16 protein-coding genes are annotated in these 15,379 nt (G+C 67.6%); 6 read left to right on the top strand and 10 right to left on the bottom strand.

Features of this window, described 5'->3' with window-relative positions:
• Window positions 1-14: 14 nt before the first annotated feature.
• From recJ to J7346_RS02530, 3 genes are all read right to left on the bottom strand, one after another.
• Window positions 15-1,826, bottom strand: a complete 1,812-nt coding sequence (gene recJ / locus J7346_RS02540; protein WP_348521438.1) for a single-stranded-DNA-specific exonuclease RecJ — start codon at window positions 1,824-1,826, stop codon at window positions 15-17.
• 7 nt (window positions 1,827-1,833) lie between these two features.
• Complete coding sequence (gene glpX, locus J7346_RS02535; protein WP_209117467.1) at window positions 1,834-2,793, bottom strand: class II fructose-bisphosphatase; 960 nt, start codon at window positions 2,791-2,793, stop codon at window positions 1,834-1,836.
• Between the two features lie 63 nt (window positions 2,794-2,856).
• Window positions 2,857-3,318: a hypothetical protein gene (locus J7346_RS02530; RefSeq protein ID WP_209117465.1), complete on the bottom strand. Its 462-nt coding sequence runs from the start codon at window positions 3,316-3,318 to the stop codon at window positions 2,857-2,859.
• A 96-nt stretch (window positions 3,319-3,414) separates the two neighbouring features.
• Between J7346_RS02530 and phaC the strand changes: the two genes are divergently transcribed.
• A complete protein-coding gene (phaC, locus tag J7346_RS02525) occupies window positions 3,415-5,376 on the top strand; it encodes a class I poly(R)-hydroxyalkanoic acid synthase (protein ID WP_209117463.1) in 1,962 nt (653 codons plus the stop codon).
• Complete coding sequence (locus tag J7346_RS02520; RefSeq protein WP_209117461.1) at window positions 5,373-5,744, top strand: hypothetical protein; 372 nt, start codon at window positions 5,373-5,375, stop codon at window positions 5,742-5,744. Before phaC ends, J7346_RS02520 begins: the two co-directional genes overlap by 4 nt.
• On the opposite strand, the gene msrB is transcribed toward J7346_RS02520, so the two are convergent.
• The 6 genes from msrB to J7346_RS02490 all read right to left on the bottom strand — a co-directional run bounded on the left by msrB (window position 5,741) and on the right by J7346_RS02490 (window position 10,009).
• Complete coding sequence (gene msrB / locus J7346_RS02515; RefSeq protein WP_209117459.1) at window positions 5,741-6,241, bottom strand: peptide-methionine (R)-S-oxide reductase MsrB; 501 nt, start codon at window positions 6,239-6,241, stop codon at window positions 5,741-5,743. The genes J7346_RS02520 and msrB overlap by 4 nt on opposite strands.
• Window positions 6,242-6,273: 32 nt before the next feature.
• Window positions 6,274-7,206 (bottom strand): N-acetyl-gamma-glutamyl-phosphate reductase, encoded by a 933-nt coding sequence (argC, locus tag J7346_RS02510; protein WP_209117457.1) that lies wholly within the window; start codon window positions 7,204-7,206, stop codon window positions 6,274-6,276.
• Between the two features lie 7 nt (window positions 7,207-7,213).
• A complete protein-coding gene (locus tag J7346_RS02505) occupies window positions 7,214-7,603 on the bottom strand; it encodes a VOC family protein (RefSeq protein WP_209117455.1) in 390 nt (129 codons plus the stop codon).
• An 852-nt stretch (window positions 7,604-8,455) separates the two neighbouring features.
• Window positions 8,456-8,950 (bottom strand): 30S ribosomal protein S9, encoded by a 495-nt coding sequence (gene rpsI / locus J7346_RS02500; protein ID WP_209117453.1) that lies wholly within the window; start codon window positions 8,948-8,950, stop codon window positions 8,456-8,458.
• 2 nt (window positions 8,951-8,952) lie between these two features.
• Window positions 8,953-9,426: a 50S ribosomal protein L13 gene (gene rplM, locus J7346_RS02495; protein ID WP_209118032.1), complete on the bottom strand. Its 474-nt coding sequence runs from the start codon at window positions 9,424-9,426 to the stop codon at window positions 8,953-8,955.
• Between the two features lie 187 nt (window positions 9,427-9,613).
• Entirely contained in the window at window positions 9,614-10,009 is a 396-nt protein-coding gene (locus tag J7346_RS02490; RefSeq protein WP_209117452.1) for a hypothetical protein, read from the bottom strand.
• A gap of 238 nt (window positions 10,010-10,247) precedes the next feature.
• Here J7346_RS02490 and J7346_RS02485 point away from each other — a divergent pair, with 238 nt between their 5' ends.
• From J7346_RS02485 to J7346_RS02475, 3 genes are all read left to right on the top strand, one after another.
• Window positions 10,248-11,756, top strand: coding sequence for a DEAD/DEAH box helicase (locus J7346_RS02485; RefSeq protein WP_209117450.1), 1,509 nt, complete (start codon window positions 10,248-10,250; stop codon window positions 11,754-11,756).
• A gap of 95 nt (window positions 11,757-11,851) precedes the next feature.
• Entirely contained in the window at window positions 11,852-12,904 is a 1,053-nt protein-coding gene (locus J7346_RS02480) for a GGDEF domain-containing protein (protein ID WP_209117448.1), read from the top strand.
• A complete protein-coding gene (locus tag J7346_RS02475; RefSeq protein WP_245157591.1) occupies window positions 12,888-13,715 on the top strand; it encodes a 1-acyl-sn-glycerol-3-phosphate acyltransferase in 828 nt (275 codons plus the stop codon). The genes J7346_RS02480 and J7346_RS02475 overlap by 17 nt, the downstream gene beginning before the upstream one ends.
• Here J7346_RS02475 and J7346_RS02470 read toward each other — a convergent pair.
• Window positions 13,712-14,260, bottom strand: coding sequence for a hypothetical protein (locus J7346_RS02470; RefSeq protein WP_209117446.1), 549 nt, complete (start codon window positions 14,258-14,260; stop codon window positions 13,712-13,714). The genes J7346_RS02475 and J7346_RS02470 overlap by 4 nt on opposite strands.
• A 541-nt stretch (window positions 14,261-14,801) precedes the next feature.
• Here J7346_RS02470 and J7346_RS02465 point away from each other — a divergent pair.
• Window positions 14,802-15,377 carry a hypothetical protein gene (locus J7346_RS02465; RefSeq protein WP_209117444.1) on the top strand — a complete coding sequence of 192 codons (576 nt, stop codon included), beginning with the start codon at window positions 14,802-14,804 and terminating at the stop codon, window positions 15,375-15,377.
• Window positions 15,378-15,379 lie beyond the last annotated feature (2 nt).

Genomic DNA, 15,379 nt, shown 5'->3' with positions numbered 1-15,379 from the left:
GCCAACTGAATCGATCAAAGTCGTCTGGGATCGGCGACGTCGTCAATTTCCAGCTGAACCCCCCGTCGGCCGTTCCAGTCGTCGGGCTTCAGACGGCCGACGATATTGAGCGCGCCACCGGCCGCGAGGGCCTGTCCGGTCTCCTGATCCGCACACCGCCAGGCCACTGCGCGAACGGTCCGGCCGTCCGCGCCGCGCAGCTGACAGCGCAGGTGCCCGCCCTTCATGGCGCGCACATCGACGGCCCGGACGCGCTCGAGGGCGAATACAGGCTCCGGATTGCCGGGACCGAAGGGCGCCAGCCGTTCGAAGGCGTCCAGCAGGGCCCGGTCGGCGGCTCCCGGCTCGATCAGGGCGTCGATCAGCACGGCGTCGAGGGCGCGCGCGGCCTCGGCATCGGTCTGGGCCGTCAGGGTGGTGTTCAGATAGTCGCGCAGGGCGTCGATCCGGTCGGTCCGGACCGTCAGGCCCGCCGCCATGGCGTGACCGCCGCCGGCCATCAGGATCCCCTCATCGGAGGCCTGTTGAACTGCCCGCCCGAGGTTATAACCGGGCTGGGACCGGCCCGAGCCCTTGCCGATGCCGTTGACGGGATCGAGGCCGATCACGACCACCGGCTTGCGCCAGCGCTCGCGCAGACGGCCGGCGACAATGCCGACCACGCCGGGGTGCCAGCCCTCGCCCGCAATGACGGCGGCGGCGACTGCGGGATCCTCCACGCCCTGGGCCTCGCCCAGCCGGACGGCGGCCTCGGTGACCTCGGCCTCGACCTCGCGCCGCGCCAGATTCAGGGCATCCAGTTCGCGGGCCAGGGCCAAGGCCTCGTCGGGGTCGTCCGTCGACAGCAGACGCGCGCCCAGGTCCGCACGTCCGATCCGGCCCCCGGCATTGATGCGCGGGCCGAGGATGAAGCCGGCGTGATTGCTTCGGGCCTCGCCCGGCTCACCGCCGGCGACGGACAGAAGGGCGCTGAGCCCGGGATTGGCCCAGGACGACATGACCTGTAGCCCCAGCCGCGCCAGCGCCCGGTTGAAGCCGGTCAGGGCGGTCACGTCACAGATGGCGCCCAGCGCCGCCAGGTCCAGCCAGCGGCGGATGTCGGGCTCGCTGCGCCCTTCGAACAGGCCGCGCCTGCGGGCCTCGCGGTTCAGGGCGGCCAGCAGCACGAACACCACGCCCGCGGCCGCAAGATTGCCCTGTCCCGAGCGACAGTCGGCCCGGTTGGGATTGACCACCGCCAGACAGGCCGGGGCCTCGCCCCGCATGAGATGGTGATCGACGACCACGACGCCGAGGTCGATGGCGGCGGCATGGGCCAGGGCGACCTCGGCGGCCGCGCCGCAGTCGACCGTGATGACCAGATCGGCGCCCGCGGCCTTCAGCGTGTCGAAGGCGCGGGGGCTGGGCCCGTAGCCTTCGGTCAGCCGGTCGGGAACATAGAGGGGCAGCTCGTGCCCCATCTCGCGGAACCAGCGGACCAGCAGGGCGGCACTGGACGCCCCGTCCACGTCATAGTCGGCAAAGACGTGGATGCTCGCGCGACGCTCAAGGGCATCGACGATGGCCGAGGCCGCCGCATCCATGTCGGCAAAACTGGATGGGTCCGGGAACAGGGCGCGCAGGGTCGGATCGAGGAAATCAGCCCCCTCCTCCGCTCCCACCCCCCGCGAGGCCAGGGCGCGGGCCAGCGGCTCGCCCAGTCCCAGCGCCTGGGCGTGGGCGCGGGCAATGGCCGGATCGTGCGGGCGCTCCAGCCACTGCCGTCCCGACAGGGAGCGTTCGACCCCGAGGAAGGCCGGCGTCGGTCCTGTCCGTTCCGCCTCCACCCGCGCGTCAGGCGGGGCGCGAGGTGCGGATGCGACGCACCGTGCGGCTGAAGGAGTCCATCACCAGGGTGTGGGTCTCGATCCGGCCGCCGACATGGCGCACGCCATCCAGCAGGGCGCCCTTGGTGACGCCGGTCGCGACGAAGATGGCGTCCTTGGAGACCAGTTCGTGGAGATCGTACTTGCGGTCGAAGTCGGTGACGCCGGTACGCTCGGCGCGGGCGCGCTCGTCGTCATTGCGGAAGATCAGCCGGCCCTGGAACTGGCCGCCCACGCATTTGAGGGCCGCAGCGGCCAGCACGCCCTCGGGCGCCCCGCCCGACCCCAGATAGAGGTCGATGCCGGTCTCGGGCTCGGTCGTGTGGATGACTCCGGCGACGTCGCCGTCGGTGATCAGCAGCACCCGGGCGCCCACACCGCGCAGGGCGGCGATCAGGTCGGCGTGGCGCGGCCGGTCCATGACGCAGACGGTGATCTCGCCGGGCTTGACCCCCTTGGCCCGGGCCAGCGCCATGACGTTGTCCTCGGGGCTGCGGTCCAGATCGACCAGACCCGGCTCGTAGCCCGGGCCGACCGCGATCTTGTCCATATAGGTATCGGGGGCGTGCAGCATGCCACCGCCGGGCGACATGGCCAGCACCGCCAGGGCATTGGCCATGGCCTTGGCCGTCAGGGTGGTGCCCTCCAGCGGATCGAGCGCGATGTCGATGGCCGGGCCCTGACCGGTGCCGACCTTCTCGCCGATGTAGAGCATGGGGGCCTCGTCCCGCTCGCCCTCGCCGATCACGATCTTGCCGTCGATGTCGAGCGCGTTCAGCGCCGTGCGCATGGCATCCACCGCGACCTGGTCGGCCGCCTTCTCATCGCCCCGGCCGACGAGGGACGAGGCCGCGATGGCGGCCAGCTCCGTCACACGCACCGCGTCGAACGGCAGGCTGGAAACGTAGGGTTTGGCGTCCTGGGCCATGAGTGTCTCCTGAGGGTCGCGTGACCGGCGGTCCGCGGCATTGTTATGGCTGTGTACCCGGACTCACCGTCTGGGAATGGGGGGTGGGGCGCGGCCCCGGTCGCGAAGGCCCTGGGCAAAGGCCTCGACCTCCTCGCGGGTCTGGAGCGTGGCGGGCGCGATCGGCCGGGCGGCAATGTCGTCGGCGACGCGACGGGCGAAGCCTTCGGGGTCCTCGAGCGTCCAGTCGATGGCCGCGACCTGGGCCGCCGCTTCCGACGAGGCCGAATCCAGAGCGGTCACGCGGCCCGCGACCTCGACCGCGGACGGCGGCGGCGTGCCCTGTCGGGGGAAGTCCCGCCAGTCCGGGTAGCCACGATTGGCGTCAATCAGCGCCGTGATTCGCGGCGACAGCGGCGCGATGGCCTCACCAGCAGTTTCGGCGCCAGGCGTGGCACAGGCAGCGAGGGACAGCCCCGCCGCGAGGCCGAGGCCGGTCATCGCCCACTTTTTCGCCTGCTGCGCATTCATATCGGGCACGGTCATATGTCATGATCCCGGCGCAAGAAAGGGCAAGGACGCGATCCGGGGCGGCATTCCCCGGCCGGGTCGACAAGGATCCCGCCCCATTGAGAGGAAACCATGGCGAAACGCCCGACTGAGTCCGACAGCCCTCGCCCGAAAGCCGGTGCCCGCGCGCCGCGCAAGGCGGGCCGGCCGACCTCGGCAAAGGGCAGCGCCAGACCCCGACAATCCGCGCCGCGTCCGGAGCCGGAAGCGGAACAGCCGGCGCCCGGCCCCGAGGCGCAGGCACGACAGGCGACCGCGCCCGGCACGCCGGAAACCGCCCTGCCCGACCTCGGGGCCCTGTCCATGAATCTCGCTCGGGCGGCGATGATGGCCCAGGCCGCCATGGCCGAATCGGCGATGAGCCAGGCCGGACGGCCGGCAGCGCTCAACCCGGACCCGTTCAATGTCGGCCCGGCCCTGACCTCGGTGATGACCGGTCTGGCCGCGCGGCCGGACAAGCTGTTCCAGGCCCAGGCCGATCTGTTCACCCGCTATATGGACCTGTGGTCGTCGACCGCCAGCCAGACGCAGGGGGTGCCCGCGCCGGCGGGACGCCCGGACAAGCGCTTCAAGGACCCGGCATGGAGCGAGAACCCGACCTTCGACATCATGCGCCGTTCCTACCAGCTGTCAGCCGACTGGATGAACGAGCTGGTGTCCTCGGTCGAGGACGTCGATCCGCGGACCAAGCGCCGGGCCGAGTTCTTCACCCGCCTGCTGACGGATGCCTTCTCGCCCTCGAACTTCCTGGCGTCCAACCCGGTGGCACTGAAGGCGCTGGCCGAGAGCAACGGCGAGTCTCTGGTCAAGGGGATGCAGAATTTCGCCGCCGACATGGAGCGCGGGGGCGGCAAGCTGAAGATCAGCCAGGCCGACTATGACCGCTTCCGGGTGGGCGAGAACGTCGCCACCGCCCCGGGCCAGGTGGTGTGGCGCGACGACCTGTTCGAGCTGATCCAGTACGCCCCGGCGACGGAGCAGCAGCACGACATCCCGCTGCTGATCTTCCCGCCCTGGATCAACAAATTCTACATCCTGGACCTGCAGCCGGCCAATTCCATGATCCGCTGGCTGTCGGAGCAGGGCTTCAGCGTCTTCGTCTGCTCTTGGGTCAATCCGGATGCCGACAAGGCGGGCTACGGCTTTGACGACTATCTGGAGAAGGGCATCTATCGCGCCATCGACAAGGTGCGCGAGCAGTGCGGCACCGAGACCGTCAACACGGTCGGATACTGCATCGGCGGGACGCTGATGGGCGCGGCCCTGGGCCATATGGCGGCGACGGGCCGCAAGGATGTCGGCGCGACGACCTTCTTTGCCGCCCAGCACGACTTTGCCGAGGCCGGCGATCTGCTGCTGTTCACCGACGAGCACTGGCTGGAGGAGATCGAGCGCCAGATGGACGAGGCCGGCGGCGTGCTGCCCGGCAGTGCCATGGCCGACACCTTCAATGCGCTCCGGGCCAATGATCTGATCTGGTCGTTCTTCGTCTCCAACTATCTGATGGGCAAGGACCCGCCGGCCTTTGACCTGCTGTTCTGGAATGCGGACCAGACGCGGATGCCGAAGCGGCTGCACATGGACTATCTGCGCTCGATGTATGGGCGGAATGCCCTGACGCAGGGCCAGTTCGAACTGGGCGGAGTGACGATCGACCTGTCGAAGGTGGCCATTCCCCTCTACTTCCAGGCCAGCCGCGAGGACCATATCGCTCCAACGCGTTCCGTCTATCGCTCGGCCCGGGCGTTCAGCGGCGCCGATGTGACGCTGACGCTGGCGGGCTCGGGCCACATCGCCGGGGTGATCAATCCCCCCTCGGCCCGGAAGTATGCCCACTGGACGAACGACGCCCTGCCCGAGACCTTCGACGCCTGGATGGAGGGGGCCGAGGAGCACCCCGGCAGCTGGTGGCCGCACTGGGCGGCATGGCTGTCGAAGCGGTCGGGGCCGAAGGTGAAGGTGCGGGATCCCGAGGCCGGCCCCCTGCCCCCGATCGAGCCCGCGCCCGGCAGCTATGTGAAGGTGCGGTCGTGACGGCTGGCCCCAATCTGATGCTGGCCGTGACCACGGGCACGGCCTATGCGCTGCAGGTGCTGACGACGTCGCTGTACGGGCGGACGGACCAGACGCTGAAGTATGTGCTGATCGCCCTGCTGGTGCCCGTGCTGTTCGTCCTGATGAACGGCTGGATGCTGAAGCGGATGGGCCGCAGGGCCCAGCCGATGATCCAGCCGGGCTATCCGGGCGCGGCCATCTGGGCGTCGATCCTGCCGCTGCTGACCCTGATCGGCGCGGCCATTCCGGTGTTCGTGCCGGGCTATGACTACGGCATCCTGATCGTCATCGCCGGCGTGTGGTTCGGCCTGACGGTCCAGTCGGCGCTGGCGGCACGCACGGCCTAGGCCGGTCGGAAGATCAGGGCGACGCCGTTGTTGCAGTAGCGTTTGCCCGTGGGGCGCGGGCCGTCGTCGAAGACGTGGCCCTGATGCCCGAGGCAGCGGGCACAGTGGTATTCTGTGCGCGGCACGCCGATGCGGTAGTCGGTCCTGGTGCCGATGTTGCGCGAGATCACATCGTAGAAGCTGGGCCAGCCGGTCCGGGAGTCGTACTTCCAGCGCGACTGGAACAGCGGCAGCTCGCAGCCCCGGCACAGGAAGATGCCGTCGCGGTGCTCGTCATTCAGAGGGCTGGTGAAGGGCCGCTCGGTCGCCTCGCGCCGCAGGACGTTGAACGATGGTCCGGACAGGCGGGCGCGCCACTGGTCCTCGGTCAGGCGACGAAACGGCGAGTCGGCGAAGCGGGGGTCACCGGCGCTGGCCGTTTCGGACGAACAGCCGGCGAGGGCCAGTCCGCCCAGACCGGCCAGAAGGGTGCGGCGACGAAGGAGCGCTTGGGTCATGATCCATATACGGCGCCCGGCCCCGAAGGGTTTCAGGTCAGACCCGCCCCCTCGTCCAGACCCAGCATGAGATTGAGGTTCTGGACCGCGGCGCCCGAGGCGCCCTTGCCCAGATTGTCCAGCAGGGCGACCAGGCGCGCCTGATGGCCGTCGCGGTCGCCGAACACGTGCAGGCGTAGGCGGTTGGTGCCGTTGAGGCCTTCGGGGGTCAGGCCGGTCATGGCCTCGGTCTCCTCCAGCGGAGCCACCTCGACGAACCGGGCGCCGTCATAGGCCTCGACGAGCGCGCCATGGATCACCTCGATCGACGAGGGAGACGGCAGGGCCGACAGGTGCAGCGGCACCTCGACCAGCATGCCCTGACGGTAGTTACCGACTGCCGGAGAGAACAGGACAGGACGGGAAAGTCCTGCATGTTTCGTCATTTCCGGCACGTGCTTGTGCTTCAGGGTGAGACCGTAGGCCCGGAAGGGATCGGGGGTGCCGTCCTCGAATTCTGCGATCATGGCCTTGCCGCCGCCGGAATAGCCCGAGACGGCGTTGACGCTGACCGGCCAGTCGGCAGGGATCAGGCCCGCGCGCACCAGCGGCGCCACCAGGGCCAGAAAGCCGGTCGGATAGCAGCCCGGGTTGGACACGCGGGTCGAGCCGGCCACGGCCTCGCGCTGGCCCGGGCGCAGTTCGGGAAAGCCATAGGTCCAGCCGGGCGCGACGCGGTAGGCGGTCGAGGCATCGATCACCCGGACGGACGGATTTTCGACCATGGCCACAGCCTCGCGCGCCGCATCGTCGGGCAGGCACAGGATGACGGCCTCGGCGCTGTTCAAGGCTTCGCGCCGGGCCTCGGGATCGCGCCTGCGGTCGCCCAGCAGGATCAGCTCGAGGTCGGATCGCCCCTCGACCCGCTCGCGGATCTCAAGGCCCGTGGTGCCGGCTTCGCCATCAATGAACAGGGTGTGGGGCATCTGTGTCTCAATCAACAACCGCCACGCCGGGCGGGTACCAGGTAATCTCGAACCTTAGGCCGTCCGGGTCCTTGAGGAACAGGGCCTTTGCACCCCCGAGGTCCTGAATTTCCGGAACCTCAAGCCCTGCGGCCTGCATGGCGTCGCGGATGGCCGTGACGGTTTCGGCATCGGGCGCCCCGAACCCCAGGTGGTTGAGGCCGGCGCCGTATCGCTCATAGGGCCGGGTCTCGGGCCTGGCTGGCAGGAACTGCAGGAAGAAGCCCTGCCCGTCGGTCCAGTTCTCGCGCGTGGTTCGGTGAAAGCCCAGCAGCGGCAGCAGCGTTTCATAGAAGGGCCTGCTGGCCTCGATCGAGGTCACCAGCAGGGTCAGATGGTCCAGCTTGAGGTTCGACATGAGGGGCCCCTTTTGGCGGGGATATGGGGAGCCTGAGCACGAGTGGCGAGAGGGGCGGAGACGCGCCAAGGCCACCGTCCGTGGTTGCGGCGGGTTGGAGGGCGGGCGGAGCGCCGGGCCTTCGCCCGGATGAGTTAGAGTTTACCGTTTCGACGAAGGCTGACGCTCCGCGCGGTGGTTTTCCGGAAGCTTGCGTCGGGTGGCCGTGTTCGGGCCTTACCGCAGCGCCTCCGACGGGCGGGCTGAACCTGCATTCAGTCCCGGAACGGCCGAGTATCCCCCTCGACCCTTGCCCTGATCACGCGCCCGGAGGCGGAGATCGAGGGTGCTCGGGCACGCTTTGCCCGATCCCGCTCCATCGCTCCCGCCGCTCACAAGGTCGCAGGCCTTACGAGCCCTCCGCGCGACGGGACGGGAGAAGGTTTGCACAGGGCCGGGGTGAGGCGGGAAGAACGGTGCGAGAAAGGGTGGGGGTGTTGAAAGGACGGGGGATTTCGGGGGCTGTTTTTATAGCTGCGCCGTTCAGCCCATCGTCATCCTCCGACTTGATCGGAGGATCGGTCCATCCAGACCGTTTCCCGTCGCGGGCGGCACCGATCCTCGGGTCAAGCCCGAGGATGACGGACTTTCTGTCTCCTCCCTGACGAAGTCGGGGAGGTGGCGCGGCGGCGAAGCCGACGTGACGGCGGGGGTTCTGGGCGGCGTGCGCGCAGTGAAGAGCCCCTCCACCCTGCTTCGCCAAGGCTTCGCAGGGTCCCCCTCCCCATCAAGATGGGGAGGAGACGAATACCCTAAAGAAAAAGGGCGCCGCGGTTTCCCGGGCGCCCTCTTCCGTAGCGTATCTGAAGAGCCTTAGCGCTTCGAGAACTGGAACGAACGGCGGGCCTTGGCGCGGCCGTACTTCTTGCGCTCGACGACGCGGCTGTCGCGGGTCAGGAAGCCGTGGGGCTTGAGGACCTTGCGCAGTTCCGGCTCGTAGTGGGTCAGGGCGTGCGACAGGCCGTGGCGGATGGCGCCGGCCTGGCCCGAGAGGCCCGAGCCCTCGACGGTGCAGACCACGTCGAACTGGGTGGTGCGGTCCGAGACGGTCAGCGGCTGGGCGACCATCATCTGCAGCACGGGGCGGGCGAAATACTGGGCCAGCTCCTTGCCGTTGACGGTGATCTTGCCCGAGCCGGGCTTCACCCAGACGCGGGCGATGGCGTTCTTGCGCTTGCCGGTCGAATAGGCGCGGCCCAGCTTGTCGAGCTTCTGGACGTGAACCGGGGCCTCGGCCTCGGTGGAGCCCATGCCCTTCAGGGCGTCAAAGCCGGTTGCGGCGGTGTCGGTGTTGGTCGCGTCGGTCATGATCAGACGGTCCGGATGTTCTTGGAGTTGGCCGACTTGAAGTCGATCGTTTCCGGCTGTTGGGCTTCGTGGGTATGCGCGCTGCCGGCGAACAGGCGCAGGTGCGTCATCTGCTTGCGGGCCAGGGGGCTTTCCTTGGGCAGCATACGCTCGACGGCCTTTTCAAGGACGCGCTCGGGGAAGCGGCCGTTCAGGACCTTCTCGGGCGTGGTTTCCTTGATACCGCCCGGGTGACCCGTGTGACGGTAGTAGACCTTGTCGGTCAGCTTGGCGCCGGTGAAGACGACCTTGTCGACGTTGGTCACGATGACATAGTCGCCGCAATCGACGTGGGGGGTGTAGTCCGGGCGGTGCTTGCCGCGCAGACGGTTGGCGATGAAGGTCGCAAGACGGCCCACCACGACGCCTTCGGCATCGATGTGGATCCACTTCTTCTCGACATCGGCCGGCTTCAGCGAAGCCGTGGTGCTCTTCAGCATGTCTGAGGTCCTGATGGTCGGATGACGCCCCAGAGAATGCGGTGCGCCGGATTGAAGGCGGGCTGCTACAGGATCGCCGCAGCGCCGTCAATGCCGGTTCGAGCACGGTTTAGACGTTAAGGCATTGTTCTAAAATGGCTTTCTTCGTACGGTATTAAATTACCGTATCGAAATGGTCGAATTGTCAGCTTCGACCCCGCACCAGGGTGTTGCGGACCCGTCGGCCCAGAGGGTCACGAGCCATCCAGCTGTCGCCGATCTCGGCCTCGACGATGTCGCTGCAGAAGCGCGGGATCATGAAGCCGGGGCGGATTCGGTCGAGGCAGACCCGGTTGCGATCCACCTCCCAGCGGGCAGTGATGCGGCGCCCGTCGGAAAAGCGCCCTTCATAGCTGCCGTCGCGGTTGAACCAGTGCTTGACCCAGCCGCCGTCGGGATAATGGGACATGACGGTGTTGTCGAAGGCCACCGCCATGAAGGCCGGCACCTCGTCCGCCCGACTGTCACCCGCCCGTAGCGACGACGCCGGCAGGAGCGCGAGCCCCGCGGCCAGGACAAATCCGACAATTGACCTGCGCATGCGCGGCCCCCTCCCCTCTGAACTCTCCCGGGACGAACTATTAACGATCTGTAAGGATTTGCAAGATCGCTGACGCGCCAAATACTTGACTTCGCCGTGTGGATATCTATATGCGGCGCTCGTGCTCGGGACAGGAACGGCAACGGGGCCGCCCGCACGCCCAGAGGGGCGGTTTCGCGCACAGTCGGCTCCACACGGGGGCCCGCCTGACTTTTCCTCCCGAACATACAAGGTTTGAATGACCGACTTTACCCAGCTGGGCCTTTCGCCCACGACGCTGAAGGCCGTGACTGACACGGGCTATACCTCCGCCACCCCGATCCAGGCCCAGGCCATTCCCGTGGCCCTCGCCGGACGCGATGTCCTTGGGATCGCCCAGACCGGGACCGGCAAGACCGCCGCCTTCACCCTGCCGCTGGTCGAGCGACTGGCATCCGGGCGGGCCAAGGCCCGTATGCCGCGCGCCCTGGTGCTGGCGCCGACCCGCGAACTGGCCGACCAGGTGGCCGAGAGCTTTGCCAAATACGCCAAGGGCACCAAGCTGAACTGGGTGCTGCTGATCGGCGGCGTGTCCATGGGCGATCAGGTCGCCGCGCTGAACAAGGGCGTGGATGTGCTGATCGCCACGCCCGGCCGCCTGCTGGACCTGTTCGATCGCGGCAAAATGCTGCTGACCGGGGTCGAGCTGATGGTGGTCGACGAGGCCGACCGCATGCTGGACATGGGCTTCATCCCCGACATCGAGCGCATCTTCAAGCTGACGCCGCCGCGGCGCCAGACGCTGTTCTTCTCGGCCACCATGCCGCCGGAGATCACGCGCCTGACCACCCAATTCCTGAAGGATCCGACCCGCATCGAGGCCTCGCGCCCGGCGATGACGGCCGAGACCATCACCCAGTATCTGGTGCGCATCCCGCGCAGCGACCCCAAGCTGAAGCGCGAGGCGCTGCGGGCGCTGGTGGCACGCGACGACGTCAAGAACGGTATCGTCTTCTGTAACCGCAAGTCCGACGTCGATGTCGTCGCCAAGTCGCTGAAACGGCACGGCTTCGATGCCGCGCCCATCCACGGCGACCTGGACCAGAGCCTGCGCATGAAGACGCTGGCGGACTTCCGCTCGGGCGATCTGAAGGTGCTGGTGGCGTCCGATGTGGCGGCCCGGGGCCTGGACATTCCCGACGTCAGCCATGTGTTCAACTATGACGTGGCGCACGCCGCCGACGACTATGTGCACCGGATCGGCCGCACGGGCCGGGCCGGAAAGACCGGCCAGACCTTCATGATCGTGACGCCGTCGGACGACAAGGCGCTCGACAAGGTCCTGAAGCTGATCAAGATGACGCCGGAAGAGCTGACCCTCGACCTGTCGGGCGGCGGCAAACCTGCGGCTGCGAAGGCCGAAAGGGCCGACAAGGCGCCCAAGGCCGAGGCCGCGTCGGATGAGCCTCCCGCCGACAAGCCGCGCCGCTCGCGCTCGCGCCGCAAGCCGGCCGGTGAACCGACGCAGGACACCGCCCCCGAGGCGAAGGCTCCGGCGGCGGAGGCCGCGCCCCCTGCTCCCGCACCCGAGACTCCGAAGAAGGACGCCGAACCGCGCACGCGCGGCCGCTCGGGCCGGGGCAAGAAGGCGGACAAGGCCGAGGCGGCGCCCAAAACGGATACGGCCGACAAGGCCCCCGTCAAGGCATCGGACAGCACGGCCTTTGGCAATGAGGGCGTGCCGGCCTTCCTGAGACGTCCGATCTGACGACCGGCTCCCGCGTTTAACCCGCTGTTACGCTTCGCGGCCTAATGTCGGGAAAGCGACCCAGAACGGGGCGCCGGTTTCGGGGGAAATGACGTATGACCAAGGTCGACACCACGGTGCGAGGGCCTGAAGCCTATGGGCTGGCCCGGCGCGTGCTCGACGACATGGAAGCGGCCGGTGTGTGGCCGACCCCCGTCAATTTCGAACTGTGGCTGCACTATCTCGGCGATCCGGAAGGGGCGCTGGGCCGGGAGATCCGGCGCATCCTGGCGGCGCAGGAGCCGTTCTCGGAGTCGACCTCCGAGATGCTGGCCTCGGAATATCTGCCGCGCGGACGTCTGAACGAGGAAATCCGCGACGCCGGGCGCATGCTTGACAAGGAACTGTCCACCGTCGCGACCACCATCGCCAATGCCCACAAGTCCCAGGTCGAATACGGCGTGACCCTGGCCGATGCCAGCGGACGCATGGACGCGGTGGAAAGCCCCGAGACGCTCAAGACCCTGGTCAGCACCCTGGCTGACGCAACCCACAAGGCCAAGAGCCAGAACAGTGCGCTGGAACAGCAGCTGGAACACTCGACCCGCGAGGTCGCCAAGCTGCGCGAACACCTGGAACAGGTGCGCCGCGACGCCATGACCGACGCCCTGACCAATCTGGCCAACCGCAAGGCGTTCGACGAACACCTCGAGGGGTCGGTCGACGCGGCCCACGCGACGGGCAAGGCGCTGACGCTCGCCGTCATCGACATCGATCATTTCAAGCGGTTCAACGATACCTGGGGCCACCAGACCGGCGATCAGGTGCTGCGCTATGTGGCCAGTGTGCTGGGCCGGTCGGCCCGCTCGCCCCGCCTCGCGGCCCGCTATGGCGGTGAGGAGTTCGCCATGATCTTCCCCGACGAAAGCACGGCGGCCGTCGATCAGGCGCTGAAGTCGGTGCTCAAGGAAATCGCCTCGCGCGCGCTGCGGCGACGGTCGACCAATGACGAACTGGGCGCCGTGACCATTTCGGCGGGCTATGCCCGACTTCGTCCCGAAGAGACGCCGTCCTCGCTGCTGGAGCGGGCCGACGCCGCGCTCTATGCCTCCAAGCGGGCCGGGCGGAACCGGGTGACCGACGCGGACCAGCTTGAACAGGCCGCCTGACACCGTGGACGCCGGACGACTGGCGCCGTTCAGCCGACCCCGCAGCCTGGCCTTTGCCGCGGCCTACTGGACGCTGTCGATCCTGTACTGTCTGGCGGCCGTGTTCGCGGCCTTGCTGCCGGGACGCGGCGCGACCGGCTGGATCATCCGCCGCTATGTGCATCGCATGGTGCAGGCCATGCGCCTGCTGGCCGGCATCCGCGTGACGGTGCGGGGGCGCGAGCGCCTGCCCGAGGGGGCCTTCATCGTCGCGGCCAAGCACCAGAGCTGGGGCGACGGCTATTCGGTCTACAACCAGTTCCCCGACCTGGCCTTTGTGACCGGCGACCATCTGGAGAAATTCCCGCTGCTGGGCACGGTGCTGCGCAAGCTGGGCGCCATCGTCGTGAACAACTGCGGGGGGCATGAAGCGCGCGCGGCCCTGAAGCGCCGGGCCGAGGACGCCCGCGCCGAGGGGCGCCGCATCCTGATCTATCCCGAGGGCAATCTGGCGAAGGTCGGCGAGAAGTTCCGCTATCGCAGTGGTGTCTGGCACATGTACCGCGACTTCGACATGCCGGTCGTGCCGGTGGCGACCAATCTGGGCCTGTTCTGGCCGCAGGAGCAGTTTCTGAAACGGCCCGGCACGGCGGTGCTGGAGTTCCTGGAACCCCTGCCGATCGGCCTGCCCAAGGATGAGTTCATGGAGCGGCTGGAAGCGGCGGTCGAGGCCCGCACCGCCGAACTGGTGGCCGAGGCCACCGGCCTGCCGGTGACCCCGGCGGTCCAGGTGCCGACGCCGGACGAGGTCAGGCGGGAAACGGCAGGCTAACCCGGGGGCTTCTGAGCAGATTCAGCCACAGTGACGTTCTGGCCCTGATAGGCGAGAGGAAAGCCGGCTCGGTCGGACAGGTAGATTGCCGTCTCCGAGCGGCGGACAGCATCGATACCCTCTCGCGTCCGGCTGCGGCCCGCCGACGATACACGATAGACCCGAACAGGCTCGTCAACCTCTCCCATCCTCAACACGCCGCAAGCCTCATACCGGATGACTACTGGCAGGTTGAGCCGCATCGTCTTGCCGCCAAAGCGGCTGGTCTCGGTCATGCCGACTGAAACAACCTGGCCCACGTCGAGCGTCCGCAACGCTTCAGTGACCGGGCGTTCGAAAACGATCTCCCGACCGGTTGGGCCGGTCCCCCCTGCAGGCACCAGACCAGCCACCGTCCGCTGGGTCATAATCCGGTTCTGTTCGGGGAGGGCGTCCGCGACCGCCCAAGAAAGCGGGCGATAGGAACTCTCGATGATGCTGCCAGACACCGCTTCTATCGTCTGGCTGACCCGCACTCCATCTTCCCTGGCGTAGACAAAGACCATTCCGACCTGCGGCGGCCGGTATCCGCTCAGAGACGCGCAGCTTTCGCGGGCCGATGCCGTAAAGCCGGGCAAAAGCTCTATTGCCCGGTCAAAAGCTGGCGGACTGTCCGAAAGCCCTCCAGCATCACTGCTACAGGCCGCCGCAGCCCACATTGCAGCGAGCAATGCAGTGAAGCGCGAGGGCGACGACATATCCGCAGGGGTCAGCCAGTGCCGCCCTGGCAGGGGAAACCATTGCTATCGAAGCAGCCAGCCGCACACGCCATATAGGCAAACCAGCTGTCGGGTGTCCCGTCATTCGGGTGCAGCGTCTCGCACGCCGTCATACAAGGTCCACATTCCGCGTGCGCAGCGAGCGGGCTCATCACAACGATGGCTGCAGAAAAGACGCCAGCACCAATCTGTTTCAGGTTCCGCATATTCTCATCCTCCCCACGGGCGTTAATCCCACCCCCACAGTACGCAAAAAACCTCAGGTTGTCCATCCTGCATAACAACGATACAAGTAAGGCGGCTGGCTTTCCGGGTGAGGGGTAGAGCAATGCTATTTCGCGGCTGCATGGCGACTTTGATCGGGTTCACCCTGTCGGCATCGGTTGCGGTAGCCCCCGATGCACCCGACGTGTTTGAGGAGTTCAAGGCTGTCTGCCTGGACTGGCACGCGGATCCGGTAATCGCCGAGCAGATCGCCCTCGAGCGAGGATATGAGCCAGCCGGGGAACTGGTCCCGGACGACCTGTTTCAAGGGCAGGGCCTGAATGTCTGGGTCAAGGTCGAGGGCGGCGTGGAATACCGCGTCCTGACGAAGGAAGCCTCCATTTGGGGATACGGGGGCGGAAGGGCACCGCAGGATCGTTGCTATCTTTCCGCGGAGCCGGGTGACCATCGGCCCGCAAGACGTGCGGTGGGACGGTACCTCGGCCAGAGCTTTTTCCGCCAGAAGGACACATCGGTATTCGCCTGGATCGACACCCCCGAAGGTCGCGAGCCTGTGCGCCGCGCCACCTTTGAACGTGTGATGATCACCAGTCTGACGGAGCGTGGCATGCAGATGGTGCTGGTCCGCCAGCATCAGCGTCAGACAATGCTGGCCTATCTGGTGCCGCGCGAGGAGTGACT

Origin of the sequence: Brevundimonas sp. A19_0, assembly GCF_017744255.1 — a bacterium.
GTDB lineage: Bacteria > Pseudomonadota > Alphaproteobacteria > Caulobacterales > Caulobacteraceae > Brevundimonas.
The sequence above is the reverse complement of the archived record's forward strand: the minus strand, read 5'-3'. Positions and strand labels throughout refer to the sequence as shown.